Genomic DNA, 24,871 nt, shown 5'->3' on the forward strand with positions numbered 1-24,871 from the left:
CCACGGCACCACGGCGGGCGCGGGCGTGACGGCCGCGCGGTGACGGACGGGAGGCCCGGTGCCGGTCCCAGGGACCAGTGCCGGGCCTCCCGTCCTGCGGTGCCGGCCGTCGTCGGTGTCGCCTGGCGGACAGTGGCGGCGTGCTGTGAACCCGATCCCCGACGGCGGTCTACCGTCGGCGGCATGCCGGAGATTGCAGCACTGCGACGCGTGACCGATTCCATTGAGCAGGCGAGTGTGCTCGACAAGGCCGTCGACCTGGACCGCAAGGTCGTCAACGCCCTCATCCGACCGCGGGCGCTCCGGCAGATCCTGCACGGGGTGCCGTTCGGGCACCCGATCCACCCGCTCATGGTGCAGGTGCCGCTCGGTGCCTGGATCTCCGCGGCCGTCCTCGACCTCGTCGGCGGGAAGGGCAACGAGAACGCCGCGAAGACCCTCGTCGGGCTCGGCGTCGCCTCGGCCGGGAGCGCGAGCGTCGCCGGCTACACCGACTGGTCGGAGATGAACCGCGAGCAGCTGCGCACGGGTTGGGTGCACCAGGCGGTGAACTGGGTCGGCATCACGTTCTACGGCCTCTCGTGGCTGCAGCGGAAGCGCGGCAACCACGCAGCCGGGCGGACGCTGGGGTTCATCGGACTCGCGACCGTCTCGGTCGGCGGGTACCTCGGTGGGCACCTGTCCTACCGGCAGCGTGGCGGCGTCAGCACCTCGGGTGAGGTCCCCTTCGACGCGTAGGACTCCCAGCCACCGCATACCGTACTGGTACATCATGTTCCGGTGCGTGTGTTGGTGGTGGACGACGAAACGGCGCTGGCCGACCTCGTCGCGAGGGGGTTGCAGCGGCAGGACATGGCCGTCGACGTCGCGTACCGCGGCGACACCGCCGACGAGCTCCTCGCCGTCAACGACTACGACGTCGTCGTGCTCGACCGGGACGTCCCGGGCCTGCACGGCGATGCGGTCGCGCGTCGGTTGGCAGCGCGGGGCTCGCTCACCAGGATCCTCATGCTCACGGCGGCGACGTCGCTGGCCGACCGGGTCCAGGGCCTGGAGATCGGCGCCGACGACTACCTGACGAAGCCGTTCGAGTACCCGGAACTCGTCGCCCGGGTCCGTGCCCTCGGTCGGCGCTGCCTCGCGCCCGTCGCGCCCGTGCTCGAACGCGGCGGGATCGTGGTCGACACGAACCGGCGGATGGCCACCCGGGACGGCCGACCGCTCGACCTGACGAGCAAGGAGCTCGGCGTCCTCGAGGAACTGCTGCGCGCGGACGGTCGGGTCGTTCCCGCAGAGGAGCTGCTCGAGAAGGTCTGGGACATGAACGTCGACCCGTTCACCACGGCGGTGCGGGTGACGATGTCGAAGCTCCGGCGGAAGCTCGGCGACCCCGATCCGATCACGACCGTCCCCGGGCGGGGTTACGCGCTGTGACGCGGACGTGGAGCATCCGGGCGCGGACGGCCCTCGCGTTCGCGCTGACGGCGATGGCGCTCGCGGCCGGCACCGTCGCCGTCGTCAACCTCGGGTCGCAGGCCTCGCTGCAGCGTGCGGTGCTCGATCGGCAGCCCGGCGCCGAGCATGTCGACGGTGTCCCCGCGGTCCGCCCGGACAGCGGTCCTGCGACAGCGGTCACCCTGGACGGCAGCGGTGGCGTGCAGGTGGTGGCGGTCGTCGCCGGGCTGCAGTGGCAGTGGTCCGTGCTCGGGGTGACCGGCGCGGGCGTCCTCGCCGGTGGGATCGGGTGGGCGGTGAGCCGGCGGATGCTCGCGCCCGTGGACCGCATCACCGCGACCGCCCGCCGGATCTCGGCGTCGACCCTGCACGAGCGGATCGCGCTCGACGGCCCGGACGACGAACTCCGGCGGCTCGCGCACACGATCGACGACCTGCTCGACCGGCTCGAGGACGCCTTCGCGAGCCAGCGGCGGTTCGTCGCGCAGGCGTCGCACGAGCTCCGGACGCCGCTCGCCGTGCAGCGCGCGGCCCTCCAGATCGGGTTGCCGGACGACGCCGGACCGGCCGACGTGGCCCGCACGCGGGAGGAGCTGCTCGAGCAGAACCGGCGGACCGAGCACCTCGTCGAGTCGTTGCTCGTCCTCGCCGAGGCGGACCGGGGTCTGGACGGGCGGACCGTGGCGGTCGACCTGGTGGCGCTCGTGGACGATGTGGCCGCGGAACACCGCGCCCGGGCGGAGACCGCCGGCCTGACGCTGACCTGCCGGACGGAGGGCGGGCCTCCAGGGCGGGTGCCCCCGGTGCAGGGTGAGCCGGTGCTCCTGCGGCAGGCGCTGCGGAACCTCGTCGACAACGCGATCGAGTACAACGTGCCGGGCGGGAGCGTCCGGGTGACGGTCGACGCTGCCGGGGTGCTCGTCGAGAACGACGGGCCGGAGGTCCGTGCAACGGAGGTCGCCCGGTTGACCGAGCCGTTCCGGCGGGGCGGGACGACCGCCGAGCCGCCGAGGACGACCACCGGTCGGCGGCACAGCGGGCTCGGGCTGTCCATCGTGGCGGCCGTGGTGCGCGCGCACGGGTGGGTCCTCGCCGTCGACCCGCGGGACCGCGGTGGACTCGTGGTGCGCATCGGTGTTTCGTCGGTGTGACCTCGGCGGTACCGCTGCCGCAACGTGCCGACCGCTCTGCTCGGAGCATGACGACGACACCGAGATCATCCTCCCCACCACTCCTCGCCGGTCTGCTCGCCCTCGGGTTGGCCGCCGGCCTGTCCGCCTGTACCGGGGCGCCGAGTTCCGCTGCCGGGACCGCGGACGCCGACGCCGGCCTCGGGTCCCGATGGGGCGCGTGCATGCGCTCCGCGGGGTTCTCCGTCGAGGACCCGAGCGACGACCAGATCCGCTCCGGGACCATCACGTCGCCGTCCGGCGTCGACCAGGACCGCTTCCGGTCCGCGGCCGACCAGTGTGCGGAGGACCTCGGCGTGCACGGGGCCGACTCCGCCTCGAAGGAGAAGTGGATCCGCGAGTACGACCAGGTCGCGTCCTGCATCCGTGACGCGTACCCGGACTTCCCGGAGCAGCGGCCCGGCGTGATCGAGTGGGACCGCGAGGAGTACCCGCCCGCCGGTGACCCGGCGTTCCAGCAGCGGGCCGACGAGTGCACGAGGAAGTACTCGCCCGACACGAAGACGCAGAGCGTCGGATGAGGCGCGTCGACGACGCCCTCCGGCGGGCTGTCGGCACGGAACGGTGTTGCGTCGATGTGACCTCGGCGGTACCGCTGCGGCAACGCCTGGGCCGCTGTGCTGGAGGCATGACGACGACCACGAGACCACGCACACGACTCTTCCTCGCCGGTCTGCTCGCCCTCGGGCTGACGACCGGCGTCACGGCATGCTCGGGCGCGACGGACCCCACCGCCGGACCGACCCACGCGAGCACGGGCATCGGAGCCCAGTGGGGTGACTGCATGCGCTCCGCCGGGTTCGACATCGAGGACCCGAGCGACGACCAGGTCAGCTCCGGGACGATCCTCTCGCCCGCGGGTGTCGACCAGGAACGCTTCCACAGCGCGGCCGACGAGTGTGCGGAGGACCTGGGTGTGCACCGCGCCGACTCGGCAGAGCAGGACAAGTGGGTGCGCCAGTACCAGCAGGTCGCCTCGTGCGTCCGCGAGGAGTACCCGGACTTCCCGGAGGACGGGTCGGACGGTGGCATCTCCTTCGACCCGGACGGGTACCCGCCCGCCCGCGAGCCGGCGTTCCAGGAACTGGCGCAGAAGTGCATGCAGCAGTACGCACCGGACACGCAGACGCAGGAGGTCGGCTGATGCGGATCGACGCGCGAGCCGTGCTCGCCTCCTTGCTCGTGCCGGCGCTGCTCACCGGGTGCTCGTCGGCGCCCGACGACGAGTCCCGTCCTCCGGCCACCGGCACACCCTCGGCATCCACTGCGTCAGCCGCAGAGGTGGGGGCGTGCATGCGGGACCGCGGCCACGACGTGGACGACTCGCAGTTCGCCGAGAGCGGGGGCTCCCGAGCCCGCGTGAGCGTCCCGCCGGGGGTCGACGCAGACCGCTGGGTCGCCGATCTGGACGCCTGCTCCGGCGGTGCCGCCGACGCACCCGCTGCCCAGCCGGTACCCGGCTGGGACGCGCTGAGGAGGAAGGCGGCGGCCTGCATCCGGGACGGCGGGTTCCCGGACTACCCGGACGGGACGGAGGACCAGCGCCGGTGGAAGCCGTCGGACACCGACGCGTTCGACCGCGTCGCGGAGGACTGCGACGCTGAGGTGTACGGCGCCGTGGGGACGGAGGCCGGGCGATGAGCATGACTCGCAGGGCCAGGACCGTGACCACGGCCGTCTGCCTGGTGGCCGCCCTCGGAGCAGGGACCGCCACGTGGGCACTCGTCGCCGCACCCTCGACCGAGGCCGCCGAGCACGTCGCCGAGCACCACGGGCCGACAGCGGAGGTGACGCGCGGTGACCTCGTCGAGTCCCGGACGGCCGCCGGCACCCTCGGGTACGGTGCACCGACCCCGGTGGAGGGTGCCGGCGGTGGGACGCTCACGTGGCTGCCACGGCCCGGACAGGTCGTGCACCGTGACGAACCGCTGTACGCCGTCGACGAGCGGCCGGTCCGGGCGTTCACCGGCACCACCCCGCTCTGGCGGCCCCTCTCCCGAGGGCTGCACGGCGCCGACGTCCAGCAGCTCAACGAGAACCTCGCGGCGCTCGGCTACGACGTCGCCGAGGACGACGTGTTCGGTCCGCGGACCGCCGCTGCCGTCCGGGCGTGGCAACGGGACCGCGGGCTCGAGGTCACCGGCACGATCGACTCGGGACAGATCGCGTTCGTCGACGGGACGGTCCGTGTGGCGTCCGTGCCCGGACGACTCGGACAACCGGCCGGTGGCGACGTCCTGCAGGTGACGAGCACGAAGCGGGTGGTCACGGCGACGGTCGCACAGCGTGACGCCGAGCCCTTCGCGGTCGGCACCGCGGTCCGGGTGCTCGTCAACGGCGGCGGGGATGCGATGGCCGGCGAGGTCGTCGACGCCGTCCCGGCCGAGTCGGACGACGGCAAGGAGACCGTCACCGTCACGGTGTCGTTCGACGCCGGTGACCGGGAGTTGCCCGACGCAGCCTCCGCACAGGTCGTGGCCGACGGGCACACCGAGCGGAACGTCCTGTCGGTCCCGGTGTCGGCGCTGGTCGCACACGGCTCATCCGGGTACGCCGTCGACGTCGTGGGGAAGGGCGGTCACACCCGGCGCGTCCCCGTCGAGGTCGGTTTCGTGGCCGACGGCCGCGCCGCGGTGACGGGCGACGTCGCCGAGGGCACCCGCGTGGTGGTGCCCTCGTGACCGCCGGCACCCCCGGGACCGTGGGCACCGCCGGGACCGCCGGGACCGCCGGGACCGCCGGGACCGCCGGGACCGCCGGGACCGCCGGGACCGCCGGGACCGGCACGACCACGGGAGCAGGGCGGTCCGCGGGGGAGGGCACCGTCCTCGTCCTCGCCGACGTCACCCGGTCGTACGGCGAGGTGCAGGCCCTGCGCGGGGTCTCGCTCGAGGTCCGGCGCGGGGAGCTCGTCGCCGTCGTCGGCCCCTCCGGGTCGGGCAAGTCGACCATGCTCAACACCATCGGCACGCTCGACCGGCCCACGACCGGGACGGTGACGATCGCGGGCGCGGACGTCGGGTCGCTGTCCGACGACGCGCTCTCCGCCCTCCGCGCCGAGCACATCGGGTTCGTGTTCCAGCACTTCCACCTGCAGGCGGGGGCCACGGCGACCGAGAACGTCGCGGACGGACTGCTCTACACGGGGACGCCGCGGCACGAGCGGCTCGATCGGGCGGTGGCAGCGCTCGAGCGCGTCGGACTCGGGCACCGGGTCGACCACCGGCCGCACCAGCTCTCGGGCGGCGAGAAGCAACGCGTCGCCATCGCCCGCGCGATCGTCGGCGAGCCCACCGTGCTGCTCGCCGACGAACCCACCGGTGCGCTCGACACCGTGGCGGGGGCGGCGATCCTCGGTGTGCTCCGCGAACTGCACGCCGCCGGCACCACGGTGCTCGTCATCACGCACGACCTGGAACTCGCCGCGTCGCTGCCCCGACAGGTGCGCATGCGGGACGGCCGGATCGAGGACGACAGCAGGAGCGACGCAGCGCGCCTCGCAGCGGCGATCGGCGCGGTCCCGGCCGTCTCCACCGAGGCCGCGCGGTGAGCGCCCGCCGCACGCTCGGCACGGGCGACCTGCTCCGGCTCGGGGTGTTCGGCCTGCGGACCCGACCGACCCGCGTCGTGCTCTCCGCCCTCGGCATCGCGATCGGGATCGCCGCCATGATCGCGGTCGTGGGCATCTCGTCCTCGAGCAAGGCCGCGCTCGACCGGGTCCTCGACGCCCTCGGGACGAACGTCCTGACGGTCACGCAGGCGGAGTCGTTCGCGGAGCAGGTGCCGCTGCCCGCCACCGCCGTCGAGTCCGTCCAGCGGCAGGACGACGTGCTCGAGGCCGCCGGGGTGGGCAAGGTCGAGGACGCGCGGGTCTACCGGACCCCGTACGTGCCGACGGCGGAGACGAAGGGCATCGGCGTCCTCGGGGCCGAGGGGGACGTCCCCGAGGTCCTCGGCGGCTCGGTCGCGGCCGGCCGGTGGCTCGACCCGGGATCGGCAGCGCCGGCACAGGTCGTGCTCGGCGCGACGGCGGCACGCGCCCTCGGCATCGACCGCGTGACGGCGGACACCCGCGTGTGGCTCGGCGGTCGCTGGGTGCAGGTCGTCGGCGTCCTCGGGCCGCTGCAGCTCGCCGAGGACCTCGACAACCAGGTCTTCGTGCCCCGTGGCCTCGCCGCCGACCTCGGCTGGGACGGGCATCCGTCCGCGGTCTACACCAGGGCCGACCCCGACCGGGTCGCCGCCGTCCGCGACCAGCTCCCGCGCACGGTCAGCCCGGCGTCCCCGGCGGACGTGGCGGTGACCCGCCCGTCCGATGCACTCGCGGCGAAGAACGCGACCGACGACTCGTTCACCGGGCTGCTCGTCGGCATCGGTGGCGTGGCGCTCCTGGTCGGCGGGATCGGCGTCGCGAACACGATGGTGATCACGGTGCTCGAGCGACGGGCGGAGGTCGGTGTCCGCCGAGCGCTGGGAGCGCGGCGACGGGACGTCCGGGACCAGTTCCTCGTCGAGTCGCTGCTGCTGTCGTTCCTCGGCGGCGTCGCGGGGGTGGTGATCGGCGTGGTCGTCACGCTCGTGTTCGCGCTCGGGCAGGGGTGGCCGGTCGCGATCCCGCTCTGGGCCGTCGCCGGCGGGCTCGGGGCGACCGTGCTCATCGGCGGGCTGTCGGGACTGTCGCCGGCTGCGAAGGCGGCGCGGATCCCGCCGACGTCGGCGCTCGCCGCGGCCTGAGGCGGGCGGGCAGGACCGAGCCGGGAGGCACGGGGCCGGGTCGGACGGACCGGTCCCGTGCCTTCCTCCGCGTTGGCGATGTTGGTTCTCCTGTGGAACGGTTGCGTTCGTGTTGGTTCAGCACGTACAGTGCTCAGAACCAACGGGAACGAAGGAGTCCGGGCATGTACGCAACGGAGCGGCACGAGGCCATCGCCGCGGCCCTGCAGTCCGCGGGCCGGGTGTCCGTCGCCGGGCTCGCCGAGCACTTCGACGTCACCACGGAGACCGTCCGCCGCGACCTGGACGCCCTCGAGACCGCCGGGGTGCTGCGCCGTGTGCACGGCGGAGCGGTCCCGGTCGAGCGGTCGAGCCTCGTCGAGCTCAGCGTCGCCGAGCGGGAGGGGCAGCACGGCCCGGAGAAGACCGTGATCGCCCGGGCCGCCATGCGCCTGGTCCCGCCGACGTTCACCGGGTCGATCGCGCTCGACGCCGGTACGACGAGCGGTGCGGTCGCCGCCGAGCTCGCCCGCTGGGAGCCCGCCACCCCCGGCGCGACGATCACGGTCATCACGAACTCCGTCCCGATCGCGGGCGTCCTCCAGCACAGCGCACACGTCGAGCTCCACCTCCTCGGCGGCCGGGTGCGCGGGGTGACGAGCGCCGCCGTCGGCACCGCGACCGTCGAGCAGATCGGCGCGCTCCGCCCCGACGTCGCCTTCGTCGGGACGAACGGCCTGTCCGCCGGCTTCGGCCTGAGCACGCCCGACGAGCACGAGGCCGCGGTGAAGGCCGCCTACGTCCTCGCCGCCCGACGGAGCGTGGTCCTCGCGGACGCGGCGAAGCACGGCGTCGAGGCTCTCATGCGCTTCGCCCGACTCGACGAGATCGACACGCTCGTCACCGATCAGGAGCCGCCGGCCGACCTCGCCGGGGCCCTCGCCGACGCCGACGTCGAGGTGGTCGTCGCATGAGCGCCCGCATCGTCACCGTGACGCCGAACCCCTCGCTCGACCGCACGATCGAACTGTCCGGGGAACTCCAGCGCGGCGCCGTGCAACGAGCCGTGCGGTCCACGGCCGAGCCCGGCGGCAAGGGCGTCAACGTCTCGCGGGTCGTCGTCGCGAGCGGCGGGGACACCGTCGCGGTCCTGCCCGGCGACGAGACCGACCCCGTGCTGCTCGGCCTCGCCACCCGCGGGATCCCCACCGCAGCCCTGCCGATCGGCGCCGCGCTCCGCTCGAACGTCACGGTCACGGAGCCGACCGGCGCGACGACGAAGCTCAACGAGCCGGGCCCGTCGCTCGCCGGCCGGCTCGACGACCTCGCGGAGCTCGTCGCCACCACCGCCGGGCCCACCGCGACCGGACCGGCCGCACGCTGGGTCGTGCTCGCCGGGTCCCTCCCGCCGGGGCTGCCGGACGACGCACTCGCCGTGCTCGTCCGCGCGGTCCGGCAGCGACACGGCGACGACGTCAAGGTCGCGGTCGACTCGTCCGGCGTCCCGTTCACCGCGCTGCTGCAGTCGGGGGAGCGGATCGACCTGGTGAAGCCGAACGCCGAGGAACTCGCCGAGGTCGTCGGCGGCGACCCGGAGGCGTACGAGCAGGAGCCGGGACTCGCCGCCGCCGCAGCCGCACGGCTCCGGGAGCGCGGCGTCGGCACCGTCCTGCTCACCCTCGGCAGCGCCGGCGCCGTCCTCGTCGACGGCACCGGCTCGTGGTCGGCAGCGGCACCACGGATCACGGCACGCTCGACCGTCGGAGCGGGTGACTCCGCGCTCGCCGGGTACCTGCTCGCGGAGGTCGCCGGAGCTCCGCAGGAGCGTCGACTCGCCCAGGCCGTCGCCACCGGGGCAGCCGCCGCGGGCCTCCCGGGCAGTGACGTCCCCGCGCTCGACGCCACCGATCCCGACGCCGTCGTCGTCCGTCGCCTCGACCCGTCGGCGGTCAGCTCCCCAGCGGAGCACGCCACCGATCAACCCGTCCCGCACGTCGTCTGACCTCCCCGGCCCGTCGTCCGCCTCCCGGCCCGCCCCGCCGCCGGAGCACCACCAGCACACCGTCCCACCAGCACACCCGTCCCACCAGCACAGCCCCCCGGCGCACCGCGCCACTGCGAAGGAGCAACCCATGTCCGCTGCGCACAGCACCGGCGCCGGCGACGGTGCCGGCCTGATCGGCGTCGACCTCGTCGGCCTCGACGAGGACCTCGGCGCCACGTCGTCCGACGTCATCCGCGTCCTGGCCGACCGCATCGCCGCGACCGGCCGCGCCGCCTCCGGCGAGACCCTCGCCACGGACGCGATCGCCCGCGAGGCGAGCGTCGGCACCGGCGTCCCCGGCGGCATCGCCATCCCGCACGCCCGGTCGACCTCGGTCACGGCCCCGACGCTCGCCTTCACCCGCCTCGCGCGGACGGTGCCGTTCGGTGCGCCCGACGGCGACGCCGACGTCGTGTTCATGATCGCGGTGCCCGACGGCGCGGACAAGGACCACCTCACCGTCCTGTCGACCCTCGCACGTGCGCTCATCCGCGAGGACTTCACCGCAGCCCTCCGCGCCGCGACCACCCCGCAGGAGATCGTCGACCTGGTCGACCGCGAGGTGAGCGGCGAGGTCGCCGCAGCCGGTGTCGGTGCCGCTGGTGTCGGTGCCGCTGGTCGGGCCTCCACCGCGACCAGCCGGGAGGCCCGTCCCACCCCGGCAGCGGACACGCACGTCGTCGACAGCGACACGACCGGCACCGCCGGTCGCCGGAAGGTCATCGTCGGCGTCACCGCCTGCCCGACCGGCATCGCGCACACCTACATGGCCGCCGACGCCCTCGTCGCGGCCGCCCAGCGGGCCGGTGCCGAGATGCACGTCGAGACGCAGGGGTCCTCGCAGGTCGAGCCGCTCGACCCCGCCCTCATCGCCCGTGCCGACGCCGTCGTCTTCGCGGTCGACGTCGACGTCCGGGACCGCTCGCGGTTCGCCGGCAAGCCGCTCGTCTCCGGCCCGGTCAAGCGCGGCGTCGACGAGCCGGACGCGATGATCGCCGAGGCGCTCCGCGCGGCCGACGACCCCGCGGCCACCCGGGTCTCCGGCTCCGCGGCCGAGGCGGGCACGAGCACCGCGAAGGACGAGCACTTCGGGCAGGCGCTCAAGCGCTGGCTGCTCACGGGTGTGTCGTACATGATCCCGTTCGTCGCGGGCGGCGGGCTCCTCATCGCCCTCGGCTTCCTGCTGTCGGGCTACGGCATCGCGCTGGCGCACGGTGACGACGGCGTCAACAACGCGGTCTGGACGCTGCAGCACTCCACCCTCCTCGACCTGCCGTCGCAGGGGCTCGGGTACTACCTCGGTGCCGCGGCCTTCCAGATCGGCTCCGTGTCGCTCGGGTTCCTGGTGGCAGCGCTCGCCGGGTACATCGCCTACGCGATCGCCGACCGGCCGGGCATCGCGCCGGGCTTCGTCGCGGGGTCCATCGCCGTGTTCATGAACGCCGGGTTCCTCGGCGGGCTCGTCGGTGGTCTCATCGCCGGTGCCGCCGCCTACTGGATCGGCCGCATCCCGACCTGGCGCTGGCTGCGCGGGCTCATGCCGGTCGTGATCATCCCGCTGTTCGCGTCGATCATCGCCTCGGGCCTCATGCTCCTCGTGCTCGGCGGCCCGATCGCCTGGCTGATGACGCAGCTCACCGGCTTCCTCAACTCGCTCTCCGGTGCCTCGGCGGTCCTGCTCGGCATCATCCTCGGCCTGATGATGGCGTTCGACCTCGGCGGTCCGGTGAACAAGGTGGCGTACGCGTTCGCCGTCGCCGGGCTCGGTGCCGGCAGCGCGTCCAACGTCGTGCCGTTCGAGACCATGGCCGCGGTGATGGCCGCCGGCATGGTGCCGCCGCTGGCCCTCGCGCTCGCGTCGACCGTCCTGTACCGCAAGGGGTTCACGAAGCCCGAGCGCGAGAACGGCAAGGCCGCGTGGTTGCTCGGCGCGTCGTTCATCTCCGAGGGCGCGATCCCGTTCGCCGCCGCCGACCCGCTGCGGGTGATCCCGGCGTCGATGGTCGGTGCGGCCGTCACGGGTGCGATCTCGATGGCGGCGGACGTCACCTCGCGGGCACCGCACGGCGGGTTCTTCGTGTTCTTCGCGATCGGGAACCTGCTCATGTTCACCGTCGCGATCCTGGCCGGCACGGTCGTGTCCGCGCTCGTGCTCGTCGCGCTGAAGAAGTGGGTGCGCCGGGCGCCGGCCGCGACCGACGCGGCTGCCGGCGAGGCAGCGTCCGCCGGCGAGACGGTGGGGCAGCGCGCGCCGGTCGCCGCGTAGCGCGTCCGAGCCCTGCGACACGCCGCCGGGCTGCCGACACGCCGCCGGGCTGCCGAGACGCCGCCGAGCACACGAGACGCCACCGGATCCGGCGGCGTCTCGCGCGTCTGGCGGCGTCTCGTGCAGACGCCCCCGTCCCGCACGGGACTGACGGGAGGCTCCCCACCGGTGGGCCCGGCGGCGTGGGCTCGGGTGCCAGCTGGCTCCGGGCCTCCCGTCCGTCGCGACGCGCGCGAGCGGTGCGCCGAGGTTCCGCGATCACGGCATCTCGGGGCGCGAGGCGCGCGTATCACGGAACCTCGACGGGAGCCGGCGGGGTGTTGCGGAACCGCGGGCAGGACCCGGGGCGGGGACGCACCCCGGAGTCTGTCAGGCCACTCAGGCAAGGTGGCGGGATGACGACCGCCGTACCCTCGACCGTCGCCCACGTCGGCGCCACCACCGCGTCCTCCGGATCGGGAGGCGGCCCGGACCCCGACATCGGCGGGCTGACCGGCCTCGTCCTGCAGGTGATCGACACGATGGGGGAGTGGGGCGTCGCCCTCATGCTCTTCATCGAGACGGTGTTCCCGCCGATCCCGTCCGAGGTGATCCTGCCGCTCGCGGGCTTCCTCGGCGGTGCCGGGCGCATGGACCTGACGCTCGTGCTCGTCCTCGCGACCGTCGGCTCGTACGTCGGGGCGCTCGTGCTCTACTGGCTCGGCGCGGTGATCGGCTTCGAGCGAACCGTCCGGTGGTTCGGCAAGCTCCCGCTCGTCGACGAGGACGACTTCCGCAAGGCGGCGTCGTGGTTCCACCGGCACGGGAAGAGCGCGGTGTTCTTCGGGCGTCTCGTCCCCGTCGTCCGCAGCCTCATCTCACTGCCGGCGGGTGCGGACAGGATGCACCTCGCCACGTTCTCGGTCTTCACGATCCTCGGCAGCGGGCTGTGGAACTCGGTGCTCGTGCTCGGTGGCGCGGCGCTCGGGACGCAGTACGAGCGCATCGAGGGGTACACCGAGTGGATCGACCGCGCGGTGTACCTCGCCGTCGTGGTGGTCGTCGTCGCGTTCGTCGTCCGGCGCATCCGCCGGGGCCGCGCGGCTGCCCGGAACTGACCCCGGCTGCCCGGAACTGACCCCGGCGGTCCCGCAACCCCGGCGACCACGCCGAGCGCGCTCGTCACTTCGCGGTGAGCGCCGACTCCTTGTGCGCGGCCTGCTTGCCCGACTTCTCCGACTCGATGATCCAGTACGGGTCGTCGTCCGTCGGCTTGAAGGTCTGCCCGTCGAACTCGAAGTCCTCCGTCTTCTTCTCGACGAGCTTGCCCGTCGTCTTCCCCTGCGACGTGTTCCACTGGACTTCGTCACCCTTGCGCATGTCGGCCTCCCGCCGTCCTCCGGAGGACACTCCGTCCGGGACGTGGACGGTACGCGCGGCCGCTGGATCATCCCTGGTGCGCAGTTCCGGCCCTTGCGCCGGTCACATTCGGGTAACCGCGGCTCGGATCGGCGGGGCCGCGGGTACCGTGGCCGGGGAGTCACACCGCGAACACCCGACGCGGATCCGGACTCCCGAGGGATCGACGTGCACCATGAGCCTGGCCACCGACAGCGCGCGGGCGGAGACCGTCCTGGCAGGACGGTACCGTCTCGTGAAACTGATCGGCACCGGCGGCATGGGTTCGGTGTACGAGGCCCGCGACGAACACACGTACCGCGCGGTCGCCGTGAAGATGTTCGCCACGCCGGAGCGCATGACCACCGCGGACCGGGTGCGCCAGGAGCGTGAGATCCGCCTGCTCAGCATGCTCTCGCACCCCGGGCTCATCCCGCTCTACGACGCCGGCACGCACGACTTCGAGGACGGCCCGCACCGCTACATCGTGATGGAGCTCATCGCCGACGCGACGCTGCTCCGCCGCCTGGCCGAGGGGCCGCTGCACAACTACGAGGTCGCGGACCTCGGCGCCCAGCTCGCCGACGCCCTGGCGTACGTGCACTCCCGCGGGATCGTGCACCGCGACGTGAAGCCGGCGAACATCCTGCTGAGCGACGAGGGCGCCTCCGGGTTCGTCCGCACGGTCAAGCTCACCGACTTCGGCGTCGCGCACTTCGTCGACGGTTCCCGCCTGACGAACGACGGCACGATCATCGGCACCGCCGCCTACCTGTCGCCGGAGCAGGTCGCCGGGGAGCCGATCAGCTACGCCACCGACGTCTACTCGCTCGGACTCGTGCTGCTCGAGGCGCTGACCGGCGTGCAGGAGTACTCCGGCACCGTCATCGAGGCCGCGCTCGCCCGGCTCCGCCGCAACCCGTCGGTGCCCGACTCGGTCGCCTCGGAGTGGCGTGACCTGCTCACCAAGATGACCGCCCGCGACCCCGCGAAGCGCCCGACCGCGGTCGCGGTCGCGCGCGCTCTCCGCGGCGGGTCGACCCAGGTGACCGGACCGGTTCCGCTCGGTCCCGGTCGCGAGGTGCATCGACGCGAACACCGGATGCACCGTGCCGCCCACCGTCACGCACGACGTGGCACCTTCGACGCCGCCCGCCGCTGGCGCCGACGGAACGTCATCGCGGCGTCGGTCACCGCGCTCGCGGTCGCCGCCGCCTGCGTCGGGTCGTACGTCGTGGGCGCGCTGCACTGACCTGCACCGCATCGCCCGGCACCGCACCGACCGGCACTGCACCGCACCGCACCGCACCGCCAAGCCCGGCCGGCAGCGTTCGCTGAGCGCGCCGCTCCCGACCCGTCCGCGCGCGGAGCGATCGGGCAGGATGGGTGCATGAGCGACCAGCGCTGGATCAAGATCTGTGGCCTCTCGACGCCGGAGACCCTGGACGCCGCCGTCGACGCCGGTGCGGACGCGGTCGGCTTCGTCTTCGCCGCGGGCAGCCCCCGCACGGTGACCGCCGACGCCGCGAAGGCACTCGTGGAGCGGCTGCCGGACGGCATCGACGCCGTCGGGGTCTTCCGCGACCAGGCGATCGACGAGGTCGTCGGCATCGCCTCCGAGGTCGGCCTCACCACCCTGCAGCTGCACGGCCGGGAGTCCGCGTCGGACTTCGCCCGCGCCCGCGACGCCGGGTTCTTCACCATCCGGGCCGTCGCCGCCGCCGACTACCTGCGCGAGACGCCCGAGCAGCGCGCTTCCTTCGACCACGACCTCCTGCTGCTCGACGCGGCCGAGCCCGGGAGTGGACACCTCGTCGACCCCGCCACGCTCACGGGGTCGGTGGACGAAGCCTGGATCCTGGCCGGCGGCCTCACCCCCGCGAACGTCGCCGACCTCGTGCAGCGGCTCGACCCGGACGGCGTGGACGTCTCGAGCGGCGTCGAGTCGTCGCGCGGCGTCAAGGACGTGGCACGGATCCGCGCCTTCGTCGAGGCGGTCCGCAGCATCCCCTGAGCCGCACGCGCGCGGACGACGGACGGGAGGCTCCCCACCCGCCGGTGGGGAGCCTCCCGTCCGTCCCGTGGTCCGCCGTCAGGCGGTGCGGAGCGTGGGCACCAACTCGCGGAGGAACGCGTCGGTGTCCTCCCAGCCCTCGACCGCGTGGCAGGGGACGCCGAGCGCCTTGACCGGGTAGTCGTTGCCCTCCGGGTCGAGCCGGTCCCCGACGAAGAGCATGTCGTCGAGCGCGATGCCGGTCAGCTCCGCGAGGCGCTGCATGCCGTACGCCTTGTCGATGCCCTTGCGGGTGATGTCGATGCTCGTGGAGCCGCCGGAGCGGACCTCCAGGTCGGGGAGCTCGGCCTGCACGCGGCGACGGAGGTCGTCCTTCTTCGCACCGGTCGGGTCCCACAGCTTCTTGACGTCCACCGGAGCCGTCTGGCCCAGCGCGGAGAACGTGATCTGCGAACCGCGGTCCTCGAGGATGGCGCCCCACGTCTCGGACTCCCAGTACCCGGCGGCCTTGGCCTGGGCCTCGACCGCTGCGAGGGCACGCGTCTTCTCGTCGTCGGTCAGGTCTTCGGCGTACTGCAGCGCCCAGTCCCCGGCGTCCCACCGGTAGTACCGCGTCCCACACGTCGGCATGAGGTGCAGCGCGTCGAGTGCCAGGCCGTCCCGGTCTCGGAGCGGGGACACGAGCTGCTGTTCGAACTGCTGGAAGTTGCCGCCGCTGATCACGGCGACGGGGACGACCTCGAGCAGGGACGCGAAGGTGTCGAGCATGCGGGGGTCGAGCGGCGACTTCGACGGGGCGAGCGTGTCGTCGAGGTCGAACGCGACGAGGCGGGGTGTGGACATGCCCTCGATCATGCCAGGACCCGGTGTCCGGACCGAGTGGGGCGGGCCCGGAGGCGTGCCGGGCCCGCCCGTCGGGTCACTCCTTGACGAGCACGACCTCGTCGAGCGGGAGGCGTGTGCGCTCCGCGGTCTCCCGGGCGGCGGCCTTCTCGTCGAGCTGCGACGGGTCGGCGACGTGCCCGATCGCGGTGACCGTCACGGGCACGAGGTGCTCCGGCAGGGCGAACGCCGAGCGGATGGCGTCGACCTCGAAGCCGCCCATCTGGTGCAGGTGCAGGCCCTCGGCGTGCGCCTGGACGGCGAGCGCGGCGACCGACTGGCCGAGGTCGTACTCCGCCCAGCGACGCGGCTCGCCGTCCGCGGTCACCGGCTCGGCGATCGCGACGAGCAACGCACCGGCGCGGTGCGCCCAGGCACCGTTGAAGCCCATCAGCGTCGCGTGGATCGCGTCGAAGGTCGGGGTGCCACGGCGACCGACGACGAAGCGGCGGGGCTGCGTGTTCGCGGCGGACGGCGCCCAGCGAGCGGCCTCGAGGAGCGCGTCGAGCTGGTCGTCCGAGATGGTGGCGGACTCGTCGAACGAGCGGGGGCTCCAGCGCTCCTCGAGGAGCGGCACGAGGGGCTGGCTGGAGTCGGTGGTGCGGGAGAGCGTCGTCGTCATGCTCGCTGGAACAACCCTCCGGGCGCGCACGATTCCCGATCCGCCTGCGAGGATGGGCACGATGAGTGGTGTCCTGGTCGGCTTCGCGATCATCGGCGTCGTCATCGCGACCGGCTACGGCGTCGGGCGGGCGGGGTCGCTCGGGCCGCACGCGCAGTTCGTGATGAGTCGGCTGGCCTTCTTCGTGCTCATGCCGTGCCTGCTGTTCCACACGATCGCCACGGCCGACGTCGCGACGCTGTTCTCCCCGATGCTCGCCGTGTCGGCGCTCTCCGCGCTGTCGGTGGCCGTCGTCACCGCGACCGTGTTCGCGCTCGTGCTGCGGCGCCCGCTCACCACGACCACGGTCGGTGCGTTGGCGGCGTCGTACTCGAACGCGAACAACATCGGCCTGCCGGTCGCGGTCTACGTCCTCGGGCAGGCGACCGCCGTCGTGCCGGTCATCATGCTGCAGCTCGTCGTGATGGCGCCGATCGCGCTGACCGTCCTCGACGCGGCCACGGCCTCCGGGGGCGGCTGGCGACGCCGGGTGCTCGGCCCGGTGTCCAACCCGCTCATCATCGCGTCGCTGCTCGGGCTCGTCTGCTCGATCACCGGGCTGACGCTGCCGGACCCGGTCCTCGAACCGTTCGTGCTCGTCGGCGGTGCCGCGGTACCGGTCGTGCTGCTCTCGTTCGGCATGAGCCTGCACGGCTCGGCTCCGCTGCGGGACCCCGCGATCCGGCCCGACGTGCTGCTCGCGACCGGCGGGAAGCTCCTGGTGATGCCGGTGGTGGCGTTCCTGCTGGCCCGGTACGCGTTCGGCCTGGACCCCGCGCACGTGTTCGTCCTGACGGTCCTCGCCGGGTTGCCGTCGGCGCAGAACGTGTTCAACTACGCCCAGCGGTACGACGCCGCGGTCCCGGTCGCGCGGGACGTGGTGCTCCTGTCGACGGTCGGCTCGGTGCCGGTCCTGGTCGCGATCGCGGCGCTGCTGCACCCGTAGGCGGGCGCTCGGCGCGTCAGAAGATCATCGGGCGGTCGTCGTCCAGGACCGTGTCGAGGTCCAGGTCGACCGACACCGGCACGTGGTCGCTCGGGGCGTCGCCCTTCCGCTCGTCCCGGTGGATCGTCGCGCCGACCGTGACGTCCGCGAACGCCTGCGACCCCATCACGAAGTCGATGCGCATGCCCTCGTTGCGGGGGAAGCGGAGCTGCTTGTAGTCCCAGTACGTGTACCCGGTGGGGACGAGCGGCCGGACGACGTCCTGCAGCCCGCGCTCCTCGAACGTGCGGAACGCGGCGCGCTCCGGCTCGCTGACGTGTGTCGACCCCTCGAAGACGCGCATGTCCCACACGTCCTCGTCCAGCGGGGCCACGTTCCAGTCGCCCATCAGCGCGAGCGGCAGGTCGGGCTCGGCCGCCAGCCACTCGGATGTCCGGTCGGCCAGCTGGGCGAGCCAGTCGAGCTTGTACGTGTAGTGCGGGTCACCGAGCTCGCGGCCGTTCGGGACGTACAGGCTCCAGAGGCGGACACCCTCGACGGTGACCCCGATCGCGCGGGCCTCGACGGGCAGGCCCGGTCCCTCCTGGCCCTTGAGGAAGCCGGGCTGGCCGGGGAAGTCGCGGGTGACGTCCTCCATCGGCAGGCGGCTGGCGAAGGCGACGCCGTTCCACTGGTTCAGGCCGTGCGCCTCGACCGTGTAGCCGGCGGCCTCGAACGCCTCGACCGGGAACTGCTCGGGCTTGCACTTGATCTCCTGCATGCCGAGGACGTCCACGTCCTCCCGCACGAGCCAGTCGACGACCCGACCGACTCGGGTCCGGACGGAGTTGACGTTCCAGGTCGCGACACGCATGCACCGAACCTACCGGGATCGACCGACCGGGCGGACGTGCACCGGGGTCAGGGTGTTCCCTGGACGGACACATCACGACCAGGACCGCTGGAGGCACTCATGGCGACGACGACGAACTCCGACCGGGTGGACGGCACGACCACCGGCAGCACCACCACCCAGGTCACCTCGGCCGGGCGCACGATCATCGACGACGCCGTGGTCGCGAAGGTCGCCGGCATCGCGGCCCGCGACGTCCCCGGCGTCCACGCACTCGGCGGGAACACCGCGCGGGCGTTCGGTGCCATCCGGGACGCCATCGGGTCGAGCGACCTCGGCCAGGGCGTCCGGGTCGAGGTCGGTGAGACCCAGGCGGCCGTCGACCTGACGATCGTGGTCGAGTACCCGACGCCGATGCAGCAGGTGGCGGCCGGCGTCCGGCAGGCCGTCACCGACGCGATCACCGACCTCGTCGGCCTGCAGGTCACCGAGGTGAACATCGCGATCGTCGACGTGGACATCCCCGCACTCGACGCTCCCGTCGTCCCCGAGACGCGCGTCCGGTGAACGCCACCGTCGTCGGCATGGCCGTCGGAGCGGTCCTGGCGGTCGTCGCCCTGACGCTCGGGTTCTGGGCGTTCGTCGTGGTGGCCGTCGCGATCGCGGTCGGCGGACTGGTCGGCCGCATCGTCAGCGGCGACGTCGACGTGCGTCGACTGCTCGACGTGCTCCGCGGACGACGGAGCTCCTCGTGAGCCACGTGCCGGTGCCCGGCACCGACCGGATCGCGTCCCCGGCCCTGGTGCACACCGCGCAGGCGGTCGCCGCCGAGGTGCTCCGGGCACCGTTCCGGGAGGTCCGTGCCCGGGTCGTCGACGACGGTCGCGGTGCCCTGGCGGTCGAGGTGACGAGCCCGCTGGCTCTGCCGGTCCTCGGCACGCACGCCGTTCCGCACGAGCCCGTCCTCGCGACCGCGCACCGCGCGCGCACCTCGATCGCGGAACGGCTCCGGACGATCACCGGGCGGAAGGTCGCGCGCGTCTCGCTGACGTTCTCGTCCGCCGTCCTCGCCCGGCCGCGGAGGGTCCGGTGAGCACGAGTCCCGCGAAGGGGACCCCGTCCGCTGACGACGACCGCTCCGTGCGCCGCCTCGTCCGTCGGGAGACGTCCGCGTCCCGGTCGGTGTCCGTCGTCGTCGCGATGACGTTCCTCGTCCTCGTCGCGGTCACGGTGGCCGTCGCCGCCGTGGTCGTCCTGCTCGGGCAGCGCATCGCCGGGGTCGACCCCCGGGACGTGGTGGACGCCGCCGTCCGTGCGCCCACCGGGCTGGTCGACGCGGTGGTCGTCGCCGTCGGTGCCGTCCTCGCGCTGCTCGGTCTCTGGTCCCTGCTGCACGGCCTCCTGCCGGCGCGACGTCCCCGACACGTCGTCCGCTCCGACCGGCTCGGCGTGGTCGTCGACGACGAGGTGCTCGCGTCCGCCGCCGCGCGCGCCGCCCGGTCCGCGACCCGGCTGGGACCGGACGCCGCCGTCGGGTCCGTCGGTCGCCGCGCCCTGGACGTCGTGCTCCTGCCCGCCTCCGGTGTGGACGTCGACGAGGCGTCTGCCGCAGCGGCTGTGGACCGTGAGCTCGCCGCCGTGGACGTCGTGCCGCCCCTCACCGCCCGTGTCCGGGTGCGCACCACCGGCAGGATCGACGGATGAACGGCACGAACCGCACGGTCGGTCGGATCGTCCTCGTGGTGGTCGGGCTCGTGCTGCTCGCCCTCGGGGTCGCCGTCGTCCTCGTGCAGACACTGCCCGACGCGGCCGACCGCTGGCACGTCGTCGCCGACACCGCACTCGGCGGCCTCGGCTCGGGAGCGGCACGGGAAGCCGCCGTACGCGCGTGGTCGGAGGTGCTCGCGGGCGCGGTCGCCCTCGGTGTCCTGGCGCTGCTCGTCCTCACCTCGATCCGGAGTGGCCGGACCGGCACGGTCGTGGACGACGACGGGCCCGCGGACGGCCTGCCCGGACGGGTCCGCATCGAGGCCGCGGCGATCGAGCACGCGCTCTCGTCCGCGATCGCCCCGCTGCCGCAGGTCGCGTCCCTCGCCGTCGACGTCCGCCGGGTCCGTCGTCGCACCGCGGTCCGGATCCTGGTCCGCACGCGCCGCGGAGCGCCCCCGCGTGAACTCGTCGAGCGGGTCGAGGCCGTCGTGCACGACCTCGACGCACTGCTCGGGGAGCGCCTGCCGGTGCTGCTGCGCATCGCCCGCGGCGGGTCGTCCCGGCCGGACCGGGTGCGCTGACCGATGCCCGGCGTCGGTGACGACGGCGAGCCGACGGACGACCTCGTCGGCCGCGGCGGACTGCCGGACGGTCCGGTCGAGGTCCCGGCCGCGGTCGTCGGGGTCGCCCGCGGGCGGCCGCTCGAGCCGGTGTGGGTGAACTCCGCCGGCGGACGGACCTTCCGTCTCGGCCCGACACCGGACCGTGCCGAGGGCTACGTGAAGTGGGTCCCTCCGCGCTACGCGCCGTGGATCGACGCCGAGGTTGCACGGCTTCGCTGGGCGGCCCGCTGGCTGACCGTGCCGGAGGTGCTCGAGCACGGGGCCGACGATTCCGGTGCGTGGATGGCGACGCGAACGGTGCCGGGCTGGAGCGCCGTGGACCCGCGGTGGCGGGACGACCCGCGCGCGGCGGTGATCGGTGTGGGGGAGGGGCTCCGTGCGCTGCACGACAGCCTGCCGGTGCCGTCGTGTCCGTTCACGTGGTCGACGGACGAGCGTCTCGACCGGGCACGAGCGGCCGGTCGGAACGTCGACGCGATCGGTCCGCAGCCCGCGACGGACCAGCTCGTGGTGTGCCACGGGGACGCCTGCGCCCCGAACACGCTCCTCGGAGCCGACGGCCGCTGGGTCGGGCACGTGGACCTCGGCGCGCTCGGCGTCGCGGACCGGTGGGCCGACCTCGCGGTGGCGTCGATGAGCCTGGGGTGGAACCACGGCCCGGGCTGGGACGACCTGTTCCACGAGGCGTACGGGCTGCCGCAGGACCCGGAGCGGACGGCCTGGTACCGGGCGTTGTGGGAACTCGACGTGGATGACGTGGACGACCCACGGCGTGCGGCCTGACCCGCCGAGTGGCCTGACCAGCCGGGTGGTCTGACCGACCGGGCGGTCCGGTCGCGCGGGCGCTACTGCCGGGCACGGGCGCCGCGGCCGGGCCGGGGGCTGCTGCCGGGCTAGAAGCCGACGCCGCGTGCACCCATGAACGACACCGGGTCGACCGTCCCGCCGCCGACGTGGGTCTCGAAGTGCAGGTGGCACCCGGTCGAGTTGCCGGTTGATCCAACGAGGGCGACGAGGGTCCCGGCGCCGACCTGCTGGCCGGGGGAGACCCGGAAGCCGCCGGCGACGATGTGCCCGTACGCGGTCTTCACGCCGCCGCCGTGGTCGATGCGGACGTAGTTGCCGTACCCGCCGTAGGGGCCGACGTACTCCACGGTGCCCGCGGACGCCGCGACGATCGCGGTCGAGCAGCCGCTGCCCAGGTCGATGCCGTCGTGCATGGCCGTCGCGCCGGTGTACGGGTTGACGCGGACCCCGTAGCCGCTGGTGATCCAGCCGCCCGCCGGTCGGACCCAGCCGGACCCGGACGGCGCCGTGGCACCGCCGCCGCTCGGCGCGGCCGGCGCGGCCGGTGCACTGCCGCCCTGGTTCGCCGCCGCGGCCGCGGCCTGCTGGTCCCGCAACTGCTGCGCCTGACGTGCCAGCTCGGCCTCGAGGGCCTTCCGGCGACGCTCCTCGGCGGCCTTGCGGATCCGCTCGCCCTTCTCGTACTGGGCCTCGGTCGTGGCGCGACCCGACGTCAGGGAGGCGAGCTGGGCCTCCAGTCGGGACTTGTTCGCCTCCTGCTCGTCGTACGCGGCCTGCGCACGGTCGGACGCCGCCTGTGCTTCGCCCATCCGGTCCTGTGCAGCCTGTGCGAGCTCCTCGAGCGCGAGCGCGGCGCGGTCGGCCTGGTCGGTGAGCGACCGGGCGACGGACGCGTCGTTGGTGGCCGCGGTCTCGACCCGTTCGGCCTGCTCGGACAGCTTGCTGAGCGCGCCGAGGTCGTAGAGGAGGTCCCGCGCGTCCTCGCCGCCGGTGAGCACGCTCGTCGTGACGTCGGCACCGCCGGACCGGGCCATCTGCGCGGCGAAGCGGCCGGCCTGGGCGGCACTCGCCTCGGCGACCTCGGCGTGCTCCTCCGCGTCGTCCCGCAGCGCCTGTTCCCGCTCGGCGGCGCGCAGGGCCCGGCGCTGGGCGGCCTCGAACGCGGCACCGAGCCGTTCGGCCTCGGCGCGGGCGGCGTCGACCTCGTCCGAGAGACCGGAGATGATCCCGCGGATCTCGACGATCTGCGACTGCTTGGCGGACTCCTTGCCGCGGGCCGCGACCACGTCGTCCCACGAGGGGTACGTGGCGGCCTGGGCGGCGGGCGCGTCGAGGACGAGCGTGCCGATGAGACCGGCGATCGCCAGCCCGGTGGCGAGCAGACGCCGCCGAGCCGTCGGCGCGGAGCGGGGACGGGGGGCGGTGACCACGGAGCGAGACATCGCAACGGAGCCTATACATCTCAACAGGCGGTTCGCTGCGGCGACGCTCCGCTGTGGACGGATCCGTGGCGTGATCGAGCCTGTGGACGACTCCGTCGCCGGATCGGAGCCGGACGACGGCCGGTCGGAGGTCAGAACCCGCGCTCGTGCAGGATCCGCTCGGCCGACCCAACGACCGTCCTCTGCAGCACCTCGGCGCCGCGGGTCCCCGCGTAGTCGTGGACGTCGTACCCGTCGCAGTGCGTGATCGTCGCCGGGGGGCCGAGCGAGTCCTCCACGGGCGTCGTCCAGACGTCCCCGGACCCGACGACCACGTAGTCCGGTCGGGCGTCCCGGTAGGAGCCGAGGTCGACGAGCCAGGGGTAGGTGTCGAAGGTTTCCCGGACCTGGAGCAGCCGGACGTCCTGGTCCGCGTAGGCGGCGAGCGGACGGATCGTCCAGAACTGACCGACGCCGACGGGATCGCGGTCAGCGGTGCGGTGTGCGTCCACCCACCGGTCGAGGCAGGCGACCGGTCCGTACCGGGCGTCGACGACCGAGCGGACCGTGCCCGGCGTGACCGCGACGCCCGCGACCAGGACCAGGGCGGCACCCACCGCCGACAGCGTCCGGAGGGTCCGCGTGGGTCGGTACAGCCGGGTCTGCCGGACCGCGGTCCGGGCGAGTTCGCACACCGCGACGAGCGCCAGGAGCGGCATCGTCACGACCGGCTCCAGGTAGCGGGGTGTCTCCGAGCCGGCGACGACGACCCCGACGGACACCGCCACGATCGTCACGAGTGGCAGCGCGGTCGCGAGCAGCACCGCTCGGGAGGACCGCGTCCGCCAGGCCCAGACCGTGCCGCCCGCACTGAGCAGCACACCGAGCAGCATGAGCAGCAGCCCTGCGTCCCCGGAGGCCGAGGCGGCACGGTCGTCGGTGAGCGCCGCGAAGAACGCGGCCGTCGTGCCGGCCCGGTCGGGGTGCACGTACGTCGACGGGTCCAGGGAGACGAAGGGGCGGAGTGGGATCCGGACGAGGTACCCGACCACGGCGCCGACGGTGAGGGCTCCGGCGACCAGGCCCGCCGGTCGCCACGGCACCCGGCGCGCGACGACGAGCAGGGCGAGCGTGACGACGACGGGTCCGGCGGACCACGGGACGTACAGCGGGTTCGACCCCGTGCTGAGTGCCGCGACGACGCCGATCGTCCCGAGCACCGGCAGCGACGCCCGGCCGGTCCGGACGGTGCGCAGCACGAGCACCGCGGTGGCGAGCATCGCGAGCACGGCCCCGTAGTAGTAGGTCGTCGTGAGCAGCAGGGAAGCGAGTTCGAGGGACGTCGCGGTCGCCGAGGACTCGGTCAGGACGAGCATCGTCACGAGCACGACGGCGAGGACCGACACCGCGATCCGGGCCGGGCGGGCGGCGGCGACCATGAGCTCGTTCGCGGCCGCACGGACGAGCGCGTACACGGCGAGCAGCACCAGGACGCCGTTCAGCGCCAGGGCCTGCTGCGGCGTCGCGGTCACGGCGGAGACGGCCAGGTAGACCGGCAGCTCCGGGAAGAAGAACAGCGCCGGGGACATCGCCCACTCGAACGGCTGCCCGAGCGCGATCGACCGTGCCACGAGCGGCAGCAGCACGGAGTCGCCGTCGTACCAGAGCAGGGCGACCCGCTCCGTCGCGAGGACGTGGCGGAGCGCGACGACCGCCAGGGCCAGGGCGAGCAGGGCCCCCACGGCCTCGTGCCCGACCGCCCGCGCGACTGCGGAGCGGGGGCGGTGAGTGCCGGCCTCGAGCGGCCGTGCACCGTCCCGCGGTCGGACGAGGGGCATGACCGGAGCGTACCTGCGACCGCGTTCCGGGAGCCGGGCGGAGGGCTCCAGGGAGCGCGGACCGCCGGTCACCGCTGATCTCGGGTGCCGTC

28 protein-coding genes are annotated in these 24,871 nt (G+C 73.8%); 22 read left to right on the plus strand and 6 right to left on the minus strand.

Annotated elements, in window-relative coordinates:
* Positions 1 to 210: 210 nt before the first annotated feature.
* The 13 genes from DEJ32_RS09260 to DEJ32_RS09320 all read left to right on the plus strand — a co-directional run bounded on the left by DEJ32_RS09260 (position 211) and on the right by DEJ32_RS09320 (position 12,765).
* The gene (locus DEJ32_RS09260) at positions 211 to 738 is read left to right on the plus strand and encodes a DUF2231 domain-containing protein (protein ID WP_181420632.1); all 528 of its coding nucleotides are present in this window, start codon (positions 211 to 213) and stop codon (positions 736 to 738) included.
* A gap of 42 nt (positions 739 to 780) precedes the next feature.
* Complete coding sequence (locus tag DEJ32_RS09265; RefSeq protein ID WP_110901054.1) at positions 781 to 1,434, plus strand: response regulator transcription factor; 654 nt, start codon at positions 781 to 783, stop codon at positions 1,432 to 1,434.
* A complete protein-coding gene (locus tag DEJ32_RS09270; RefSeq protein WP_110901055.1) occupies positions 1,431 to 2,606 on the plus strand; it encodes a HAMP domain-containing sensor histidine kinase in 1,176 nt (391 codons plus the stop codon). The genes DEJ32_RS09265 and DEJ32_RS09270 overlap by 4 nt, the downstream gene beginning before the upstream one ends.
* A 47-nt stretch (positions 2,607 to 2,653) precedes the next feature.
* Positions 2,654 to 3,166, plus strand: coding sequence for a hypothetical protein (locus DEJ32_RS09275; protein WP_146234118.1), 513 nt, complete (start codon positions 2,654 to 2,656; stop codon positions 3,164 to 3,166).
* Positions 3,167 to 3,273: 107 nt separating this feature from the next.
* Positions 3,274 to 3,789 (plus strand): hypothetical protein, encoded by a 516-nt coding sequence (locus tag DEJ32_RS09280; protein WP_110823373.1) that lies wholly within the window; start codon positions 3,274 to 3,276, stop codon positions 3,787 to 3,789.
* Positions 3,790 to 3,938: 149 nt separating this feature from the next.
* Entirely contained in the window at positions 3,939 to 4,286 is a 348-nt protein-coding gene (locus DEJ32_RS09285) for a hypothetical protein (RefSeq protein WP_146234119.1), read from the plus strand.
* Positions 4,283 to 5,326, plus strand: a complete 1,044-nt coding sequence (locus DEJ32_RS09290; protein ID WP_110901056.1) for a peptidoglycan-binding protein — start codon at positions 4,283 to 4,285, stop codon at positions 5,324 to 5,326. The genes DEJ32_RS09285 and DEJ32_RS09290 overlap by 4 nt, the downstream gene beginning before the upstream one ends.
* 182 nt (positions 5,327 to 5,508) lie before the next feature.
* Positions 5,509 to 6,195 (plus strand): ABC transporter ATP-binding protein, encoded by a 687-nt coding sequence (locus tag DEJ32_RS09295; protein WP_258368966.1) that lies wholly within the window; start codon positions 5,509 to 5,511, stop codon positions 6,193 to 6,195.
* The gene (locus tag DEJ32_RS09300; RefSeq protein WP_110901057.1) at positions 6,192 to 7,379 is read left to right on the plus strand and encodes an ABC transporter permease; all 1,188 of its coding nucleotides are present in this window, start codon (positions 6,192 to 6,194) and stop codon (positions 7,377 to 7,379) included. The genes DEJ32_RS09295 and DEJ32_RS09300 overlap by 4 nt, the downstream gene beginning before the upstream one ends.
* A gap of 164 nt (positions 7,380 to 7,543) precedes the next feature.
* Positions 7,544 to 8,332, plus strand: a complete 789-nt coding sequence (locus DEJ32_RS09305; protein ID WP_110901058.1) for a DeoR/GlpR family DNA-binding transcription regulator — start codon at positions 7,544 to 7,546, stop codon at positions 8,330 to 8,332.
* Positions 8,329 to 9,360: a 1-phosphofructokinase family hexose kinase gene (locus DEJ32_RS09310; RefSeq protein WP_110901059.1), complete on the plus strand. Its 1,032-nt coding sequence runs from the start codon at positions 8,329 to 8,331 to the stop codon at positions 9,358 to 9,360. The genes DEJ32_RS09305 and DEJ32_RS09310 overlap by 4 nt, the downstream gene beginning before the upstream one ends.
* Positions 9,361 to 9,490: 130 nt before the next feature.
* Positions 9,491 to 11,668 carry a fructose-specific PTS transporter subunit EIIC gene (locus DEJ32_RS09315; RefSeq protein ID WP_110901060.1) on the plus strand — a complete coding sequence of 726 codons (2,178 nt, stop codon included), beginning with the start codon at positions 9,491 to 9,493 and terminating at the stop codon, positions 11,666 to 11,668.
* Positions 11,669 to 12,063: 395 nt separating this feature from the next.
* Positions 12,064 to 12,765: a DedA family protein gene (locus DEJ32_RS09320; protein WP_110823387.1), complete on the plus strand. Its 702-nt coding sequence runs from the start codon at positions 12,064 to 12,066 to the stop codon at positions 12,763 to 12,765.
* Positions 12,766 to 12,829: 64 nt separating this feature from the next.
* Here the strand turns inward: DEJ32_RS09320 and DEJ32_RS09325 are convergent, their stop codons facing one another.
* Positions 12,830 to 13,027, minus strand: a complete 198-nt coding sequence (locus DEJ32_RS09325; RefSeq protein ID WP_110891495.1) for a DUF2945 domain-containing protein — start codon at positions 13,025 to 13,027, stop codon at positions 12,830 to 12,832.
* Positions 13,028 to 13,241: 214 nt separating this feature from the next.
* Here DEJ32_RS09325 and DEJ32_RS09330 point away from each other — a divergent pair, with 214 nt between their 5' ends.
* Both DEJ32_RS09330 and DEJ32_RS09335 read left to right on the plus strand, forming a co-directional pair.
* On the plus strand, positions 13,242 to 14,297 hold the full coding sequence (locus DEJ32_RS09330; protein WP_181419429.1) for a serine/threonine-protein kinase: 1,056 nt from the start codon (positions 13,242 to 13,244) through the stop codon (positions 14,295 to 14,297).
* Between the two features lie 138 nt (positions 14,298 to 14,435).
* Positions 14,436 to 15,059 (plus strand): phosphoribosylanthranilate isomerase, encoded by a 624-nt coding sequence (locus tag DEJ32_RS09335; RefSeq protein ID WP_110823401.1) that lies wholly within the window; start codon positions 14,436 to 14,438, stop codon positions 15,057 to 15,059.
* 78 nt (positions 15,060 to 15,137) lie between these two features.
* Here DEJ32_RS09335 and DEJ32_RS09340 read toward each other — a convergent pair whose 3' ends face one another.
* Together DEJ32_RS09340 and DEJ32_RS09345 are read right to left on the minus strand one after the other, a co-directional pair.
* Positions 15,138 to 15,902 carry an HAD-IIB family hydrolase gene (locus DEJ32_RS09340; protein ID WP_110823948.1) on the minus strand — a complete coding sequence of 255 codons (765 nt, stop codon included), beginning with the start codon at positions 15,900 to 15,902 and terminating at the stop codon, positions 15,138 to 15,140.
* Positions 15,903 to 15,978: 76 nt separating this feature from the next.
* Complete coding sequence (locus DEJ32_RS09345; protein WP_110891493.1) at positions 15,979 to 16,563, minus strand: nitroreductase family protein; 585 nt, start codon at positions 16,561 to 16,563, stop codon at positions 15,979 to 15,981.
* Between the two features lie 61 nt (positions 16,564 to 16,624).
* On the opposite strand from DEJ32_RS09345, the gene DEJ32_RS09350 reads away from it, so the two are divergent.
* Entirely contained in the window at positions 16,625 to 17,548 is a 924-nt protein-coding gene (locus DEJ32_RS09350) for an AEC family transporter (protein WP_110901088.1), read from the plus strand.
* Positions 17,549 to 17,564: 16 nt separating this feature from the next.
* Here the strand turns inward: DEJ32_RS09350 and DEJ32_RS09355 are convergent, their stop codons facing one another.
* Entirely contained in the window at positions 17,565 to 18,401 is an 837-nt protein-coding gene (locus DEJ32_RS09355) for an exodeoxyribonuclease III (protein ID WP_110823406.1), read from the minus strand.
* Between the two features lie 99 nt (positions 18,402 to 18,500).
* Here DEJ32_RS09355 and DEJ32_RS09360 point away from each other — a divergent pair, with 99 nt between their 5' ends.
* Genes DEJ32_RS09360 through DEJ32_RS09385 form a run of 6 tightly spaced genes read left to right on the plus strand, consistent with a single transcriptional unit; the run spans position 18,501 to position 21,496 of the window.
* The gene (locus DEJ32_RS09360) at positions 18,501 to 18,947 is read left to right on the plus strand and encodes an Asp23/Gls24 family envelope stress response protein (RefSeq protein WP_110823407.1); all 447 of its coding nucleotides are present in this window, start codon (positions 18,501 to 18,503) and stop codon (positions 18,945 to 18,947) included.
* The gene (locus DEJ32_RS09365; RefSeq protein WP_110823409.1) at positions 18,944 to 19,135 is read left to right on the plus strand and encodes a DUF2273 domain-containing protein; all 192 of its coding nucleotides are present in this window, start codon (positions 18,944 to 18,946) and stop codon (positions 19,133 to 19,135) included. Before DEJ32_RS09360 ends, DEJ32_RS09365 begins: the two co-directional genes overlap by 4 nt.
* Positions 19,132 to 19,473 carry a hypothetical protein gene (locus tag DEJ32_RS09370; RefSeq protein ID WP_110901061.1) on the plus strand — a complete coding sequence of 114 codons (342 nt, stop codon included), beginning with the start codon at positions 19,132 to 19,134 and terminating at the stop codon, positions 19,471 to 19,473. The genes DEJ32_RS09365 and DEJ32_RS09370 overlap by 4 nt, the downstream gene beginning before the upstream one ends.
* Positions 19,470 to 20,084 carry a hypothetical protein gene (locus tag DEJ32_RS09375; protein WP_110823413.1) on the plus strand — a complete coding sequence of 205 codons (615 nt, stop codon included), beginning with the start codon at positions 19,470 to 19,472 and terminating at the stop codon, positions 20,082 to 20,084. The genes DEJ32_RS09370 and DEJ32_RS09375 overlap by 4 nt, the downstream gene beginning before the upstream one ends.
* Complete coding sequence (locus tag DEJ32_RS09380; RefSeq protein ID WP_110901062.1) at positions 20,081 to 20,671, plus strand: hypothetical protein; 591 nt, start codon at positions 20,081 to 20,083, stop codon at positions 20,669 to 20,671. Before DEJ32_RS09375 ends, DEJ32_RS09380 begins: the two co-directional genes overlap by 4 nt.
* Positions 20,672 to 20,674: 3 nt before the next feature.
* Complete coding sequence (locus DEJ32_RS09385) at positions 20,675 to 21,496, plus strand: aminoglycoside 3'-phosphotransferase (protein ID WP_110901063.1); 822 nt, start codon at positions 20,675 to 20,677, stop codon at positions 21,494 to 21,496.
* Positions 21,497 to 21,606: 110 nt separating this feature from the next.
* Here the strand turns inward: DEJ32_RS09385 and DEJ32_RS09390 are convergent, their stop codons facing one another.
* Complete coding sequence (locus DEJ32_RS09390; protein ID WP_111060108.1) at positions 21,607 to 22,962, minus strand: peptidoglycan DD-metalloendopeptidase family protein; 1,356 nt, start codon at positions 22,960 to 22,962, stop codon at positions 21,607 to 21,609.
* A gap of 131 nt (positions 22,963 to 23,093) precedes the next feature.
* Positions 23,094 to 24,779: a hypothetical protein gene (locus DEJ32_RS09395; protein WP_146234120.1), complete on the minus strand. Its 1,686-nt coding sequence runs from the start codon at positions 24,777 to 24,779 to the stop codon at positions 23,094 to 23,096.
* Positions 24,780 to 24,871: the final 92 nt, after the last annotated feature.

Source organism: Curtobacterium sp. MCPF17_046, assembly GCF_003224295.1.
GTDB lineage: Bacteria > Actinomycetota > Actinomycetes > Actinomycetales > Microbacteriaceae > Curtobacterium.